The 15,947-nt window shown below is 69.2% G+C and carries 17 protein-coding genes; 6 read left to right on the plus strand and 11 right to left on the minus strand.

Annotated elements, in window-relative coordinates:
- Positions 1 to 198 precede the first annotated feature (198 nt).
- From ACFVVM_RS21805 to ACFVVM_RS21815, 3 genes are all read right to left on the minus strand, one after another.
- Positions 199 to 1,761, minus strand: a complete 1,563-nt coding sequence (locus ACFVVM_RS21805) for an ABC transporter permease (RefSeq protein WP_387621138.1) — start codon at positions 1,759 to 1,761, stop codon at positions 199 to 201.
- 4 nt (positions 1,762 to 1,765) lie between these two features.
- The gene (locus tag ACFVVM_RS21810; RefSeq protein ID WP_387621140.1) at positions 1,766 to 2,845 is read right to left on the minus strand and encodes an extracellular solute-binding protein; all 1,080 of its coding nucleotides are present in this window, start codon (positions 2,843 to 2,845) and stop codon (positions 1,766 to 1,768) included.
- Positions 2,846 to 2,995: 150 nt separating this feature from the next.
- On the minus strand, positions 2,996 to 3,763 hold the full coding sequence (locus ACFVVM_RS21815; RefSeq protein ID WP_387621142.1) for an SDR family NAD(P)-dependent oxidoreductase: 768 nt from the start codon (positions 3,761 to 3,763) through the stop codon (positions 2,996 to 2,998).
- 181 nt (positions 3,764 to 3,944) lie between these two features.
- Here ACFVVM_RS21815 and ACFVVM_RS21820 point away from each other — a divergent pair, with 181 nt between their 5' ends.
- Both ACFVVM_RS21820 and ACFVVM_RS21825 read left to right on the plus strand, forming a co-directional pair.
- Positions 3,945 to 4,820 (plus strand): SDR family NAD(P)-dependent oxidoreductase, encoded by an 876-nt coding sequence (locus tag ACFVVM_RS21820; RefSeq protein ID WP_387621145.1) that lies wholly within the window; start codon positions 3,945 to 3,947, stop codon positions 4,818 to 4,820.
- Positions 4,817 to 5,455, plus strand: coding sequence for a TetR/AcrR family transcriptional regulator (locus tag ACFVVM_RS21825; protein WP_387621146.1), 639 nt, complete (start codon positions 4,817 to 4,819; stop codon positions 5,453 to 5,455). Before ACFVVM_RS21820 ends, ACFVVM_RS21825 begins: the two co-directional genes overlap by 4 nt.
- A gap of 21 nt (positions 5,456 to 5,476) precedes the next feature.
- Here the strand turns inward: ACFVVM_RS21825 and ACFVVM_RS21830 are convergent, their stop codons facing one another.
- The 4 genes from ACFVVM_RS21830 to ACFVVM_RS21845 form a co-directional block, all read right to left on the minus strand.
- Positions 5,477 to 6,169, minus strand: a complete 693-nt coding sequence (locus ACFVVM_RS21830) for a TMEM165/GDT1 family protein (protein WP_387621149.1) — start codon at positions 6,167 to 6,169, stop codon at positions 5,477 to 5,479.
- A 358-nt stretch (positions 6,170 to 6,527) separates the two neighbouring features.
- Positions 6,528 to 7,055 (minus strand): peptidase, encoded by a 528-nt coding sequence (locus tag ACFVVM_RS21835; protein WP_387621152.1) that lies wholly within the window; start codon positions 7,053 to 7,055, stop codon positions 6,528 to 6,530.
- Positions 7,056 to 7,209: 154 nt separating this feature from the next.
- Positions 7,210 to 7,833 carry a superoxide dismutase gene (locus ACFVVM_RS21840; RefSeq protein ID WP_387621155.1) on the minus strand — a complete coding sequence of 208 codons (624 nt, stop codon included), beginning with the start codon at positions 7,831 to 7,833 and terminating at the stop codon, positions 7,210 to 7,212.
- Positions 7,834 to 8,011: 178 nt separating this feature from the next.
- A complete protein-coding gene (locus ACFVVM_RS21845; protein ID WP_387621157.1) occupies positions 8,012 to 8,623 on the minus strand; it encodes a hypothetical protein in 612 nt (203 codons plus the stop codon).
- A 367-nt stretch (positions 8,624 to 8,990) separates the two neighbouring features.
- On the opposite strand from ACFVVM_RS21845, the gene ACFVVM_RS21850 reads away from it, so the two are divergent.
- The 4 genes from ACFVVM_RS21850 (at position 8,991) to ACFVVM_RS21865 (ending at position 12,120) form a co-directional block, all read left to right on the plus strand.
- A complete protein-coding gene (locus ACFVVM_RS21850; RefSeq protein WP_387622306.1) occupies positions 8,991 to 9,350 on the plus strand; it encodes a rhodanese-like domain-containing protein in 360 nt (119 codons plus the stop codon).
- Between the two features lie 82 nt (positions 9,351 to 9,432).
- Positions 9,433 to 10,410 (plus strand): DUF4328 domain-containing protein, encoded by a 978-nt coding sequence (locus ACFVVM_RS21855; protein ID WP_387621159.1) that lies wholly within the window; start codon positions 9,433 to 9,435, stop codon positions 10,408 to 10,410.
- Positions 10,407 to 11,174, plus strand: coding sequence for a glycerophosphodiester phosphodiesterase (locus ACFVVM_RS21860; protein ID WP_387621161.1), 768 nt, complete (start codon positions 10,407 to 10,409; stop codon positions 11,172 to 11,174). Before ACFVVM_RS21855 ends, ACFVVM_RS21860 begins: the two co-directional genes overlap by 4 nt.
- A 25-nt stretch (positions 11,175 to 11,199) precedes the next feature.
- Positions 11,200 to 12,120: a DUF5926 family protein gene (locus ACFVVM_RS21865; RefSeq protein WP_387621164.1), complete on the plus strand. Its 921-nt coding sequence runs from the start codon at positions 11,200 to 11,202 to the stop codon at positions 12,118 to 12,120.
- 236 nt (positions 12,121 to 12,356) lie between these two features.
- On the opposite strand, the gene ACFVVM_RS21870 is transcribed toward ACFVVM_RS21865, so the two are convergent.
- The 4 genes from ACFVVM_RS21870 to ACFVVM_RS21885 all read right to left on the minus strand — a co-directional run bounded on the left by ACFVVM_RS21870 (position 12,357) and on the right by ACFVVM_RS21885 (position 15,916).
- Entirely contained in the window at positions 12,357 to 12,905 is a 549-nt protein-coding gene (locus ACFVVM_RS21870) for a ferritin (RefSeq protein ID WP_387621167.1), read from the minus strand.
- 83 nt (positions 12,906 to 12,988) lie between these two features.
- Positions 12,989 to 13,519, minus strand: a complete 531-nt coding sequence (locus ACFVVM_RS21875; protein ID WP_387621169.1) for a ferritin — start codon at positions 13,517 to 13,519, stop codon at positions 12,989 to 12,991.
- 10 nt (positions 13,520 to 13,529) lie between these two features.
- Positions 13,530 to 15,005: an LCP family protein gene (locus ACFVVM_RS21880; RefSeq protein ID WP_387621172.1), complete on the minus strand. Its 1,476-nt coding sequence runs from the start codon at positions 15,003 to 15,005 to the stop codon at positions 13,530 to 13,532.
- A 134-nt stretch (positions 15,006 to 15,139) separates the two neighbouring features.
- A complete protein-coding gene (locus ACFVVM_RS21885; RefSeq protein ID WP_387621175.1) occupies positions 15,140 to 15,916 on the minus strand; it encodes a type II CAAX prenyl endopeptidase Rce1 family protein in 777 nt (258 codons plus the stop codon).
- Between the last annotated feature and the right edge of the window lie 31 nt (positions 15,917 to 15,947).

The raw sequence follows: 15,947 nt of genomic DNA on the forward strand, positions 1-15,947 counted from the left end.
CGCGCCGAGACCGTTGGCGCCGACTCCGCGCCGTCGCTCCGGCACTGCGGCCCACCACCGGCATCGAGCCGACTACTCGGCGCTGTGTCACCGGCTCCGCTACGGCTCGATTCCGCGCCGAGTAGCCGGCGGATTCGATGTCGTTCACGTGCGTCGACGCGCTGGTCACTGATCCGGCCCGCGATGCTCGTAGCGAACTCATCGCGCCACCTCACTGTCCGCCCGCACCACCGCGACCGGCGTGCCGCCGACGATGCGCTGCAACGCGATGGTCGGCAGCACCGCGACGACCACCAGGATCAGCCCGTACCAGGCGGCCTGGGTGTACTGCACGACCTCGGTGTGCTTCCACAATTCCAGCGCGAGGGTGTTCTGACCGGCGGGTTGCAGGATCAGGGTGGCCGGGAGTTCCTTGGCGCAGCTCACGAAAACCAGTGCGGCACCGGCCAGGATGCCCGGCGCGGCCAGCGGCACGGTCACCCTGGTCGTCGCGGTGAAACCGGTGCTGCCCAGTGAGCGGGCCACCTCTTCGAACTGCGGTCCCGACGCGGCGACAGCGGCCCTGGTCGCGCCGATGGCGATCGGCAGGAACAGCGCGATGTAGGCCAGCACCACCAGCTGTCCGCGCCCGTACCAGGCGGGCATCGTGTTGATGCCGAAGTACACCAGCGCGAGGCCGACCGAGATGCCGGGCAGCGCGTATCCGGCGTAGGCGGCCAGTTCGACCGATCGCGCGAACGGTCCGCGGGAGCGGGCGGCCATGATGCCGACCGGCAGGGCGACGAGCACCGTCAGCAGCGCGGCCGCGCCCGAGAAGGTCACGGTATTACCCAGGGCGGCAAGCATTTCGGGAATGTCGAGGGAACCGGTGGTGCGCCCGGTCAGCCACGGCAGCAAGCCGCCGAGCGGCATCAGCACCGACACCGCGACGAGTGCCGAGAGCGCGAGCGCCGCGGGCACGCGCGCGCCGCCGAGCCGCATCGGGCTCGCCGGACGGGCGGTGCCGCCGCCGACCCTGGTCGCGGTCCTACCCCTGGTCAGCGACTCCCCGGCGGCGAAGACGAGCGCGATCACCACCAGCACCAGACTGATCACATTGGCCGCGGTCCGGTCGAAACTGGCGTTGTAGGCGTAATGGATGCCCTTGGTGAAGGTTTCGTAGCGCATCATGGCGACCGCGCCGTAGTCGTTGAGCACGTACAGCGCCCCGAGCAGCGCCCCGGCCAGCAGCGGCAGCCGGATCTGGGCCACGGTGACGGTGGCGAAGGTGCGCAGCGGCCCGGCACCGAGCGAGCGCGCCACCTCCGCGGGGCCGGAATCCGCGGCGCGCAGGGCCGCGTACACCGGCAGCAGCACCAGCGGTGTGTTGCTCGCGGTCAGCACCAACCAGGATCCGGCGAACCCGGCCAGCCCGGGGAAGTGGGTGAGCCAGGAGAACGCGGCCACATACGACGGAATCGCCAGCGGCATCGCCAGCAGGGGCAGGAACACCCGCGGCAGCGGAACATCGGTGCGCGCCAACAGGAATGCCGCACCGGTGCCGAGCACGATCGAGGCCGCCGTGACCGCGAAGAGCAGGGCGAAGGTGTTGCCCGCCAGTTCGGCGGTACGCGCGGAGGTGGCATAGCGCCACACCGCCGCCCACCCCCGGTCGGTGCCGCGCAACACCGTGTACACCAGGGGCAGTGCGGCGATCACCACCGCGGGCAGCACGACGAGCGGCAGGACCGCCCGTCGTGCCGGAAGGAAAACCCGGGTCATCGGGTCACTTGAGCAGCCCGGTTTCCCGCAGCAGCGCCTCGGTGGCCTCCAGCGACTCGAGCTGGTTGAGATCGATGGTCGGCGGGTCGAGTTCGGTCAGCGCGGGCAGCGCGTGCTTGGACTGCACGCCCTCGATCACCGGGTACTCACCGGTCTCGTCGGCGAAGTACTGCTGGGCCTTCTCCGAGAGCAGGAACTGCACGAGCTTGCCCGCGGCCTCGGTGCTGTTGGCGCAGTTCAGGATTCCGGCGGCCGCGATGTTGACCAGCGCGCCCGGCTCGGTGTCGCCCTTGAAGTAGTGGATGTTCGCGTTCACGTTCTCCGCGCCCACCGAGGCGGTCCGCTGGAACCAGTAGTAGTGGTTGATCAGGCCGAACTTCACCTGTCCCTGATCGACGGCGTCGAGCACCGCGCCGTTGTTGGCGAACTCCGTCGGCTGCGCGTCCTTGAACTTGGTCAGCCACTCGCGGGCGCCGTCCTCGCCGCGCAGCACGCGCAGGGCGGTGACGAAGCTCTTCCAGGAGGCGTTGGTCGGGGCGTAGCCGATCGTGCCCGGCTCCGCGTTCTCGACGAGTGCGTCGATGCCGCCGGGCAATTCGGCCTCGGGGACCTGTGCCGGGTCGTAGGCGAGCACGCGCGAACGCAGGGTGGTCGCGGTCCAGCGCTTGTCGGGGTCGACGTAGGTGGCCGGGACGAGGCCGGTCACGCTGTCGGGGAGTTCGCCGAGGTAGCCGTGCTTGGCGAGGGCGCCGAGTTCGCCCGCGTCCTGGCCGTACCAGACATCGGCGGGGCTGCGCGAGCCCTCTTCGAGGATCTTCACCGGCTTCTGGTCGTAGAAGGCCTCGATGCGGATTCCGGGGCCGAGGATGCTCTCGTCGACCTGGTCCAGCAGCGGCTTGACCAGCTTCTCGGCGCGGCCCGAGTACACGGTGACGACGTTCGGATCACCGATGTTGTCGCATTCGGCGGCAACCTTCGCCGCGGGATCGCTGGCAGCGGTGTCGTCGGAGTCGCTGGAACAGGCGGCGCCGCCGAGGGCGACTACCGCGCCGATGGCAGCGAGACGGATAAGTGCACGATTCATGGGGCATACCTCGGCTCGGTAGGACAGGCGAGGCTAACCTAGCACCCTTTTTGTCCGATTTGTTCAGGTATTGCCAGGAATTAACACAACGAAGGCCACCGCGCGACCGGACGCCGCGGGTGGCCTTCGAAAGCCGTTGTGGCCCAGTGACTACCGCGGCGCCATGCGCAGCGCGCCGTCCATGCGGATGGTCTCGCCGTTGAGGTAATCGTGCGCCGCGATGTACTCCACCAGCTGCGCGTACTCGTCCGGACGGCCCAGGCGCGACGGGAACGGAACGCCCGCCTCGAGGCCCTTGCGGTACTCCTCGGTGACACCGGCCAGCATCGGGGTGTCGATGATGCCGGGGGCGATGGTGTTCACGCGGATGCCGAACTGCGCGAGGTCGCGCGCGGCGGGCACGGTCATGCCGTGCACGCCACCCTTGGACGCCGAGTAGGCGATCTGGCCGACCTGACCCTCGAACGCCGCGACCGAGGCGGTGTTGATCACCACGCCACGCTGGCCGAACTCGTCGACCGGCTCGGTCTTGGCGATCGCGTCGGCGGCCAGGCGCATCACGTTGAACGTGCCCAGCAGGTTCACGGTGATGACCGTGCGGAACAGCTCCAGATCGTGCGGGCCGTTCTTGGAGAGGATGCGGCCTGCCCAGCCGACACCGGCGCAGTTGACCACGATACGCAGCGGGGCGGGGCCCTCGGTGATCGTGGCGATCGCGGCCGCGACCTCGTCGCCGCTGGTCACATCGGCCGCGATCAGGGTGACCCCGGCGGGGACGTTGTCGCCCGCGCGCTCGATGGACTGGGGCACGTCGAGGCCGAAGACGGTGGCGCCCGCGTCGGCGAGGCGCTTGGCGGTGGCGGCACCGAGGCCGGACGCGCCTCCGGTGACGATGGCAGCAGAACCCGAAATCTCCACGAATACTCCTTGTCATTGGCGGCTGGCGCCGCGGTTCTCGGCCCGCCGGGACTTCGTTGTCGATAGCTGGCCAACCGTCAACAACGCACACTAGCGCGTTTCGGTGTGGGCTGGAACACCCCTCCCGACCGGCGAGTAGAAGCCCGTGAACGGGGCTGTTCGGCGGTGGTAGCGTGCCGTCATGAGTTCGATCTCCGGTCCTTCGGTGGCCGGACGCAAGATCTTGATCACCGGGGCGGCACGCGGAATCGGGGCCGCGCTGGCGCGCCGACTGGCCGCGCACGGGGCCGAGGTGGCCCTGCTCGGACTCGAACCGGAACTCCTGGCCGAGGTGGCCGCCGAATGTGGCGACGCGCCGTGGCGCTACTGCGATGTGGCCGATCGCGCCCAGGTCGACCGGGTGGTCGCGGCGCTGGTCGGCGAACTGGGTGGCCTCGATGTGCTGGTGGCCAACGCGGGGATCGCCAAGCAGATGGCGATGGTCGGCGGCGATCCGTCGGTGCTGGAGGAGACGCTCGCGGTCAATGTCCTCGGTGTCGCCTACGCCGTGCACGCGGCGGGCCCGCATGTCGCGCACGCGAGTGGGTACGTGCTGATGATGTCGTCGATCTCCACGGCCGTCCACCTGCCGCTCGCGGGCGCCTACAGCGCCTCGGCCGCGGCGGTGGAAGCGCTCGCCGCCACGCTGCGCTACGAACTGCGCCACACCGGTGCCAAGGTGGGCGTCAGCTTCTTCGCCGAGATCGATACCGAGATGACGAGTCGCGGTTTCGGCACGGCGGCCGCGCGCAGCGGACTGGACGGCACCAGCCTCACCGGTGTCTCGCCGATCGGGCCCGCGGTCGCCGCGCTGCACCGCGCGATCGCGCGCAGGCGCAAGACCGTCGTCTCGCCGTGGTGGGTGGCGCTGGTCCTCCCGGTGCGCCCGGTGGCACAAATGCTGGTACAACGGTTGCTCGGGGCCAGGGTCGCCCGCGCGGTCGAGATCGCCCGCACCGAGGATGCCCCGTTCACCACCCCGCAGCCGGCCCGACCACGCAGAATGGAACGACGATGAGTGATTCGGCAGCCATCCGGCGTCAACTCCCCCGCGGGCGTCACCATCTCACGCGCGAAGAAGTGGTCGCCTCCCAGCGGGAGCGCATTCTGGTCGCGATGGGCGAGGCGATGACCGAGGGTGGCTATGTCAACACCCCGGTCGCGGCAGTGCTCAAGCGCGCGGGCGTCTCCCGCGAGACCTTCTACGAGCTGTTCCGTTCCAAGGAGGACTGCTTCGCCGCCGCCTTCGACCGGGCCTCCCGGCTGCTGGCCGAGCGCCTGCAGGCCGCGATCACCGACGACGTCGACGCCCTGACCAGGATGGACAACATCCTCACCGCCTACTTCGGCCACCTGATCGACGACCCGGCGTCGGCGCGGCTGTTCCTGGTGGAGGTCTACGCGGCCGGGCCGTCGGCGATCAAGGCGCGGATGGATCTGCAACACCGCTTCGTCGCCGTCGTCGCCACCATGCTCGGCGCCCAGACCCCAGAACAGCAGTTCGCCTGCTCGACCCTGGCCGCCGCGATCGGCGCGATGGTCACCGGCAAGATCGCCGCCGACGACCTGGACAGCCTCTGGGACCTCAAGGACCAGCTGATCGCCCTGGCCCGCCGCTCCGGCACGGTCTACGGCAACGCTTTCGCCGGCTGATCGGCCCGGAGCCGCGCCGGGTCAGGCAAGTGTGGATTCCGGAACCCGCTTCGCTCGGGAGAGCTTCCACGCGCCGATGCCCGCGCCGGCCAGCACGGGGACCAGCAGCGCGAGGCCCGCCGACGCCCAGCCGCCGAGGCCGGTGGCGAACGCGTCGAGCAGGGTCTTGGTGGCGAAGAACAGGAACAGCAGGCCCGAGGCGATGGCGATGCCGCGTTCGGGCAGGTGCTTGCCCGCGAACTTGCCGACCGCGATCGCGAGCGCGCCCGCGGCGACCATGCCCGCCACCGCGCCGATCCACACCGCGAGCCAGTTGTTGTTGGAGGCCAGCGCGGCGGCGGCGAACATGGTGCGATCGCCCAGCTCGGCGAGCATGAACGCCGAGATCACGACGAGGAAGGCGTTGCGGGTGCTCGGCGCGGGCGTCTCGCCGGACTCGTCGGCGCTGCTCAGCGCGTCGCGCAGGGTCCACAGGCCGACGGTGAGCAGGGTGAGCGCGGTGACGACGGCGATGACGTTCGCGGGCAGCGCGGCGCCGAGGAAATGGCCCACCCCGGCGGCGATGAGATTCACCGCGACGCTGGCGACGCTGATCCCGGCCAGCACCACCCACCAGCGATAGCGCAGCGAGAAGGTCAGCGCCATCAGCTGCGATTTGTCGCCGAGCTCGGCGAGGAACAACACGCCGAAGCTCAGCAGGATCGTGGCGATCATGAATTCAGCTCCCAGGTGACAACTCCGGCCTGTGGCTGACAGACGGGTGCGCCCTCAGCCACACCGGTCTACGGATCGGTTCGTGGCCGAAGGTCTCGCCCACCGGTGATGACCGGTTCGCGCAGCCGGACCGCGCCGAATGTGGCGCCGATCAGTATGTCGACTGGGCGATTGCGGGCTACTCCCCTTCGCTGTAGCCCACCCTAGCGCGATTGCTCGGGATATGCCAATACCGTGTAGTCGAAATCGCAATGGGCGCAATAAGTTTGGCTGAGCGGCGGGGATAGTTCGGTTTCCCGCATTCGAGGGGTCCGGCGGACCGTTGCCAGCCGTTCGCCAACCCGGTGGCGTGAAAGTCTCAGGCCGCCAGCAACATCGCGAGCACCGCGGTGTCGGGATCGCTGATCAGATCCATCCCGACCCGGCTCACCAGCGAGGTGACCGTCCCGTCCAGCTCCGCCTCCGCCCAGGCGGCCCGATGCTCCAGGCCCAGATGTGGCACGCCCGGCAACAGCACACACCCCGACGCCGCGCCCACGCACTCGGGCAGCGACGGCCGCGTCTCCGACGGCGGATGCAGCATCAGCAGCGCGGGCGGCACATGCGCGGCGAAGCGACCCGGTTCGATCGCCTCCTCACCCAGCACCGGCCCCTCGGCCAGCACCAGCCCGACCGTCCCCGGCTGCGGATCGTCGGGCAGCTCCTCGCGCACCCCGAACACCGTCGAGGTCAGCAGCAGCCCCGGCATCGACGCCACCCGCACCGCCAGGACCAGCACCTGCGCCCATTCCTTGGTGGTATCGGGCCAGCGCCCCGACACCACGAACCCGCACAGCTGACCGCGCGCCTGGAACGGAGTGATCCCGATCGGACCCTGAGTCGTCATGATGGCCTCCTGATGCCAGGGGGCGGCGCTGCCCGGTGTATGTCAGGAATAACCCCAAACCCATCTGGCACACAAGTACCAATGAGTGCTAACCGGGCAAAACGACAACGGGCCCGGGTGCGATGAACGCACCCGGGCCCGTCGAAAAAGGCTCTTACCCGAAGATGAGGCCCTTGCCCTGCGAGACTGCGCGGGCGAAGCGGTCCTGCACGTCGGCCCAGTTGACGACGTTCCAGAACGCGGTCACGTAGTCGGCCTTGACGTTCTTGTACTGCAGGTAGAAGGCGTGCTCCCACATGTCGACCTGCAGCAGCGGGATGATGCCGATCGGCACGTTGGCCTGCTGGTCGTACAGCTGGAAGGTCAGCAGGTTCTGGCCAAGGGTGTCGTAACCCAGGACGGCCCAGCCGGAGCCCTGCAGGCCGTTGGCGGCCGCGGTGAACTGGGCGCGGAACTTGTCGAACGAACCGAACTGGTCGTCGATCGCGGCGGCCAGGTCGCCCTCGGGCTTGTCGCCACCGTTGGGGGAGAGGTTCTTCCACCAGATGGAGTGGTTGGTGTGGCCACCGAGGTGGAACGCCAGGTTCTTCTCGTTGAGGAAGATGGCGGCGTGGTCGCCGGCCTCGCGGGCGGCTTCCAGCTTCTCCAGTGCGGCGTTGGCGCCCGCGACGTAGGCGGCGTGATGCTTGGAGTGGTGGATCTCGTTGATCTGCCCCGAGATGTGGGGCTCCAGTGCGCTGTAGTCGTAATCCAGATCCGGCAGCGTGTACTCGGCCACGTTGTCCCTTTCCTGTGTCGGGCTGTGTGCGCCCATCCGATCGAGCACACCAACCATCATTCGTACACCCGCCCGGTGCAACTGACCACAGCCGCCCACGCATTCCCGTTGAACTCACCGAGACGGAAATCCGGCGGTGCGCGCCACGAAACTCATCGCGGTGGTGCCACGCCGGCACTCACAGGGGCGGCGCCACATCGGCTTTGGACGCCCGCGCGTCGCCGGAGTCGTGCGCGGCCCACCAGCGCCGGCCACCCTCGATGAACTCCGCCATCGGGATCTCCTGCCCGGCCAGGTCGGTCACCGTGATCTTGTCGAACCACACGCGCACGTCGAGTTCGCGCGGGTCGATGCCCTCCTCCTGGGAGAACTCGATGACGTGGGCGGCGATGCGCTGGTCGAGCACCGTGTCGAAGCTGAGCAGCTCGCTCCACAGGGTCCAGCCGCTGTCGTCGAGGTCGATGAACTCCCAGCCGTGCAGCCCGCCGCCGCCGAAGCTCTCGATGGCCTCGTCGAGCTGGTCGAGGGTGAGGGGGAGTACGCGGGGGTCGATGTCGTCCCAGCGCTGGATGCGCAGGGAGGCGGCCACCCGGGTGACTCCGGTGAAGGTGAGCAGGACTTTGGTGTCGGTGGGTGCGGGTCCGTCGGTGGGTAGCGTCAGCACCTCCAGCGCGAGTTGCAGCCGTCCGGCCGCGGTGTCCACTTCTACCCCGAGACAGGTGGATTCGGACAAAGCGGTGTTCAGGCCGTTGATGTCGAAACTGTCGAGTAGCCCCCTGCTCGTGTTCATGCGCCCAGGCTACCGATCCGACCGCCCAGATCCCAGGATTTAGGATTTTCACTAGTGATGTCGTTTTTATGGAACCGAAACGGGTCGGCTCGCGTCCAAGTAGATGTCGGGACCGATGCAACCGCGGAATCCCGACGTCAGCGGCGAACGACCGCTCCGGGATGACATGGAGGGGAGTCCCGGATCGGTCGTTTCCCGGCTGGCTCTCCCGGTGCGACCTCCCGTGATAGCCCTTGCCTCACGATTGTGTGCTGACTGATAGCTGAGACCTGTGGATCAAGTTGTGGATTCTGTGGATAACCGGGATCAGGCCACCGAGCTCGCCCAGCCCAGCCCCGCGTCGTCGGCGGCATGGCAGGATCGAGGCGTGACGAGCTCCGATGTCCCCACGGTGCCGGTGGGTGAGGTACCCGCCGCGTTCGACCACGCGGAACCGGCCCCCGGCGCCCAGCTGCTCGACGTGCGCGAACCCGACGAATGGGAGCTCGGGCACGCGCCCGGCGCGATCCACATCCCGATGGTCGACGTGCCCGCCCGCCTCGACGAGCTCGACATCGATGCCGAGCTCTACATCGTCTGCAGGCAGGGCGGCCGCTCGATCGAGGTGGTCAAGTACCTGGCCCACATCGGGTACGAGGCCGTGAACGTGGCCGGTGGCATGGTCGCCTGGCAGCAGACCGGTCGTCCCGTGGTCGCCGACGGCGAGCACGAAGCCAAGATCTACTAGTCCGGAACGGGGTGCGCGGGTGAGTTCGGTGGTGCAACCATGTGCCCGCTGTGGCGCGCGATGGGCCGTGCAGGGTGCGCCGATGCACTGGTGCCCGCGCTGCCGCGGCGTGCTGCTCTCGCCCGGCCGGGTCGACGCGCCCGCCACCCAGCGCAACTACCGCTGGGTCGCCCGCAGGCCCGACCACCGCACCCGCCGCGCCGCGCCGACCACCACACCGGCCCCGCTCGGCCCGACCCCGCACTACACCCAGACCCCGCGCTGGGGCCTGCTCGATCCGCCGCCCGCCCCCGCCGGGACGAAACCACGTCCACTGCGCGGCATCGCGGCCGCGCGCGATCTGCTGCTCGCCTCGACCGCGCTGGCCTTCGTGCTCGCCGGCTTCGCCGAGTACGGCCGGTACCTGATCCTGTTGCAGAACCGCACCCGGCTCATCCCCGGCTGGCTGCTGTGGATCTCCGATGCCACCGTGCTCGTCTTCGGCATCCTGGCCCCGCTCCTCGCGCTGGCGACGGCGCTGGCCCTGGTCGCCTGGCTGATCGAAGCGCGCGCGGCCGCGTTCGCCGCGCACGGCGGGCGTGATCCACGACGGCGCTGGAGCCTGATCCTGGGCTGTCTGGTGCCGGGGGCCAATCTGCTCTGGCCAGGGGTGTTCCTCACCGAACTGCTCGGCCCCGACCCGGACCCGCGAGCCCTGCGCGCGGTGCGTATCTGGTGGGCCGCTTGGGTATTCAGTGGAGTGCTGCTGGTCATCGCGACCGTGTGGCGCGACGCGGGCACGCTGCAGGCCGAGGCCGACGGCGTCTCCTTCACCGCCTTCACCGACCTGTGCGCCGCGGCGTTCGCGGTGCTCACGCTGTGGACGGTCCGGCTGCTCGAAGGCCGCGATCTGCGGGGCGCGCCGCGCTCGGCGCACCGCTGGGTGCTGGCGTCGGATCCCGCCGAGGTGGTGATCGCCCCGGTCGCGCCCGCGGCGCCGGTGACCGGGCAGGATGAGCCGGAGCGCGCGGATTCCGCCGCACCGGGCGAGAATACGCAGGAGGAGGTTGTGGCCAAGTGACCCAGGGCAATCGCGCGCCGTTCGTGGTCGCGCACCGTGGTGCGTCGGCGGCGCGCCCCGAGCACACCCTCGCCGCCTACGAGCTGGCGCTCACCGAGGGCGCCGACGGCGTCGAATGCGACGTCCGGCTGACCCGCGACGGGCACCTGGTGTGCGTGCACGACCGCACCGTCGACCGCACCTCCGACGCCACCGGCCTGGTCAGCGAACTGACCCTGGACGAGCTGCGCGAGATGAACTTCGGCACCGCCGACGCGCCATCGGGTGTGCTCGCCCTCAGCGACCTGATCGGCCTGGTCCTCGACTGGCGCAGCAGGCCGACCAAACTGTTCATCGAGACCAAGCACCCGGTGCGCTACGGCGCGCTGGTGGAGAACAAGGTGCTCGCCGAACTCCAGCGCTTCGGCATCGCCACCCCCGCCTCGGCCGACCATTCCCGCGCGGTGGTGATGTCGTTCGCCGCGACCGCGGTCTGGCGGATCCGGCGCGCCGCGCCACTGCTGCCGACCGTGTTGCTCGGCGAGTCCTCCCGCTTCCTCGGCGGATCCGCCGCGACGACCGTCGGCGCGACCGCCGTCGGCCCGTCGGTGAAAACCCTGCGCGAACACCCCGAACTGGTCGACAAGGCCGCCGCCGCGGGCCGGGCCACCTATTGCTGGACCGTCGACGATCCCGAGGACGTGAAACTGTGCGCCGACCTCGGCGTCAGCTGGGTCGCGACGAACCACCCCGGCCGCACGAAGGCCCTGCTGGCAGGGGTGTGAGGCGGCGCACCATAAACTCCGGTGCGTGGGTAAAAGCAAGCGGAACAGTCCGAAGCCCGACAGTAATCGGGCTCAGCGTCTCGCCGAGCGGCGTGCGGCGCAGGAGCAGGCATCCGCGGCCGTGACGCGGCCGTTCGAGGGGCTTGCCGCCGAATGTGATCTGGTGGCGCTGCGGGAGTTCGTGCCGTCGGCGACCGCGACCTTGAAGCTGGTGCCCGGCGTGGCCGCGCAGCGCGAGGTCACCCTGGCGACGGTGCTGCCCGGCGCGGTGGCCGCGCTGGTGCGCGCCGGTGACGAGCCGGTCGGCTTCGTCGGCACGCAGATGCAGTTCCAGGGCACTGACCCGTCCACCGACATCGCCGCGGCGATCCTGTGGACCCAGTCGGCCGAGCCCGGCGAGTCGCTGGAGTCCGCCGACTCCGCCGAGGGCGGGCCGCGCCTGGCCGATGTCATCGATCCCGGTGCCGACCTGGAACTGACCGTGCACCAGGACTTCGACTGGTGGGTGCCCGAGGGCGTGACCCCGGACGCGCAGGTGGCGGCGACGATCGAGCAGGCCAAGCAGGCCATCATGCCCTCGGCGCGCCTGGATCTGGGCCCGGATGCCGTCGGCGCGGCCTGGTGGGTCGACGCGGGCGAGAAGGCGCACGTGCGCTGGGTGCGCCCCGAGGACGAGGACGCGCTGATGCTGGCGCTGGCCCGCCTGCACGCGGCCGGTGGCCTGCACCTGGGCGAGGGCTCGCGCTTCGCGGGTTCGTTCCGGACACACGGCCTGCTGGTCCCGGTGTTCGACCTCGATCCCGAACTGCACCCGACCGAATGGGAAGGACCGGCCCGCGAATTCGGGACGCGCCTTGCCGAGGCACTCGCCTCGGACGCGCCGATGACCGGCGAGGAACGCCGCTCGCGCGACGGCCTGCGGTCGCGCCAGGTCACCCTGCGCTGAACTTTATGAAATGCGCCTCTTTCACTGATCTGTTCGGCTAGCTTTCGAGCCAGCCGAACAATCGGTCATGAGGAAAGTAAGAGGGCATCGTGGAATTTCTCGGGTCTGTCGCCGGTCTCGCCCAGATCGTGATCGGCACCATTCTTGCCAACACCGGCTCGGGTGGCTCCGGCTCCGGCTGGTGAGCACACGCCGGATGCGGCTCGCTGCCCGCGAGCCGCATCCTGGTGTGACCGTTAGATGCTGCCGCCTGCGGCCGACGGCGCGCCCGAGGCGTCCTTCGGTGTGCTCAGCTCGCGCCACATGAAGGCCTCGAGGTCGAACAGGTTCGCACCGGCCCGGTCGGCGATGTTGAGCAGCGTGGTCATGCTCGCGACTTCCTCGACCTGCTCCTTGAGGAACCACTGCATGAACTGCTCGCCGAGGTAATCGCCCTCTTCGCGGGCGGTGCTCGCCAGCTGGATGATCTGGTCGGTGACCGTCTTCTCCTGGGCGAGCGCCAGGGCGATCGGCTCCCTGGCGTTCTCGAACTGCGACTTGGCCGCGTCGATGCCGGAGACGTCGACGGTGATATCGCGGTCGAGGAAATACTGAATGATCATCATCGCGTGATTGCGCTCTTCCACCGACTGCGCGTAGAAGCGCTTGGCAAGCTGCGGCAGATCGGCGTTGTCGAACCACACCGCGATGGCGATGTACTGATGCTCGGCATTGAACTCATGCCGGATCTGATCTTGGAGCAACGTATGGAATTTGCTGCGCGGGGCTTCCGGATGAATCGACATGTTGGCCACATTAGCCCTGGTCACAAGGGGTTGTCATCCAAGTGCAGCCTTATTGAGGACAGTATTCCCTAACCAAGTATTTCCTAAGTCGCACCGGCAATTCGGGGTGCGGTGCTGTCCGTTGTCGCTGCTCCGGACAGTTCCCGGCGAATGAATTCCTCGACATCGAACAGGTTTCCCTGCCGGTCGAGCACGGCGAGCAGTGTGGTGATCTCGGCGACATCGGCGACCTGCTCGGCCAGGAACCACTGCATGAATTGTTCGCCGAGGAAATCGTTCGCGGCGCGCGCGGTCGCGGCCAGCGCGCTGATCTGCGCGGTGGTGGCCTGTTCGCGATCGAGCAGAAAGGCGATCGCGTCCCGCGGGGAATCGAATTCCGAGCGCACCTCGTCGAGCCCGCCGATCGCGACCGCGACGTCGCGATCGAGCAGGTACTGCACCATGCGCAGCGCGTGCCCGCGGTTCTCGGCCGAGCGGGCATAGGTCTGTTCGGCCAGCTGCGGCAGGCGCCTGCCGTCGAAATAGACGGCCGCGGACAGATATTGCTGCGCGGTGGTCAAACCGTGCCGGATCTGGTCGCGCAGCAGCTCGGTGAACGAACGGTCCTCGGCCATGCCATCGACGTTACCGGGTCAGCAGTTCCTCGGGGATGGGTTGATCCTTGGCGATCGCGTCGAAGAAATCCGAGGCCCGCGCCTTGTCCCACAGCAGCACGCTGCCCACATCGGTCTCGTCGAAGCCGGCGATCGGCACGGTCGTGGTGACGGTGTCGGCACGCATCGCCCAGCCGAGCGCGGCCAGGTTCCATATGTGGTCACCCTCGTCGACCTTCAGCGAACCGGCCACCCCGGTGGCCATCGGCCACAGCGCGAACGGATTGACCAGGGTGGAGGTGCTCGTCGCCTTCTTCAGCAGCGCCGACATGAACATGCGCTGGTTGTTCATCCGGTCCACATCGGCGCGTGGCGTCGCGCGGGTGCGCACGAACCCGAGCGCCTGCGGGCCGGACAGCTCCTGGCAGCCCGCGGGCAGATCCAGCCCGGCCAGCGGGTCGACGATCGGTTCGTCCAGGCACATCTCGATCCCGCCCAGCGCGTCGACGACACCGGAGAACCCGCCGAAGCCGATCTGCGCGTAGTGGTCGATGCGCACCCCGGTCGCCTGTTCGACGGTCTGGACCAGCAGCGGTGCGCCGCCGAAGGCGAAGGAGGCGTTGAGCTTGTCCTTGCCGTAGCCGGGAATGCTCACATAGGAGTCACGCGGCAGGCTCACCATCGTGGTGGGCCCGGACTTGGGGATGTGCACCAGCATGATCGTGTCGGTGCGTTCGGGCCCGGTGTCGCCACCGGTCGCCAGTTCCTGTTCCTGCTCGGAGGACAGATCGCCGCGCCCGTCGGAGCCGACGAGCAGCCAGTTGGTGCCGGGGGTGTTGCCGACCCGGTCGGTGTAGGAGGTGAGCGCGTCGATCCGGGTGAGCGCGCCGTCCAGGTGCACGATCCCGGCCACCAGCCCGACGATCACCAGCACCACGACCAGCATGAACCACCGGAACGGATGACGTCTGCGGCGTCGCCGCGGCATGGGCTGACGGCCTGCGTCGCCGGGCGGCGGGGTGCGCCGGGGCGGCAGGCTGTCGTGATGGGGAACCGGCCGCTGGGTCGGCGCGTGCCGGACCGGTTCGCGATGGGGCACCGGACGTTGCGGCGGTGCGTGCTGCTGCCGGGGTTTCACGTGCTCGCGCGGCATCTGCGAGTAGGCCAGCGGCTGATCGCCCGATCCGTCGCGGCGCAGGACCTGGGTGGGTTCGATGTGCGAGGCCGGACGCGCGGGCGGCTGGCCGTGCCGCACGGTCGGACCGTCCGGGGGCAGGGGTCGACGCGGCGGCGGATTCCCGTTGCGGGGGTAGGCGCCCTCGGGCGGGAGCGGCCGACGCGGTGGGGGACCGCCGTGGCGGACGGTCGGATCGTTGCCCGGCGGCAGCGGGCGGCCCGGGCGCGGCGCGGGAGCACGACCCGGCGGCAGGGGAGGCTCGCCGGGGCGGCCCGAGGGCGGCGGCACCCGGCGCCTGGAAGCATCCCCGCGGGGGTCGTCGCCGTTCATCACCAGAAAACTCTACTGATCGTGGGGTGCGCGATCCGTGGATGCGCGCTGGGTCACTACTGGATACCCCGCGCGAGCCCCCGCGTTAGCGTGAAACGCGGTGGTGTGGCGAAACTCGCCGCGACACGCCGTGTCTATGGCAGCCAGCCGACCCGTCCGCGCAGCACGTTGTAGCCCAGATACGCGACCGCGTCGATGAGCACGTGCGCGAAGATCAGCGGCCAGAGACGGTTGGTGCGCTGCCAGTATCGGCCGAAGATCAGCCCCATCACGATGTTGCCGAGACCACCACCGAGGCCCTGATAGAGGTGATAGCTGCCGCGCAGCAGCGCCGAGGCGAGCAGCGAACCGTTCTCCGACCAACCGAGTTTGCGCAACCGCGTGATCAGATAGGCCACCACCACCACTTCCTCGGCCACCGAATTCGCGCACGCCGACAGGATCAGCACCGGCAACCGCCACCAGTGTTCCGACAGCGAACTCGGCACGATGGTGACGCTCACCCCCATCGCGTGCGCGATCAGATACAGCGCGAGTCCCGGCAGTCCGATCACCGCGGCCAGGACGAGGCCGGGCAGCACATCCGCGCGCCGGATCCGCGCGAGCCCGATCAGCCGCGGCCCGATTCCGCTGCGCCACAACAGGTACAACCCCAGCGCTGCCCAGGCCAGCAGTCGCGTGATCCCGACGAGCTGGAACAGCAGATCGATGAACGAGTTGTTCGACCGGGAAGCGTTGAGCGCCACCGTCCGCCCGCCGAGCCCGCCCGGCGAGATCGCCGAATCCAGCAGGGACAGACCGGCACTGATCCCGCTCAACCCGAAGGTCACGAACAGTACGACCGCGATCTCGACTCGAAGACCGAACCTGTCCCGCTCGCTCAGCTGGGTGTCCGGAGGATCGACGCGCATGCCGCGCAGTGTAAGCAGCGATCGTGGCCGG

The organism is Nocardia sp. NPDC058176 (genome assembly GCF_042883805.1).
Classification (GTDB): Bacteria; Actinomycetota; Actinomycetes; order Mycobacteriales; family Mycobacteriaceae; genus Nocardia.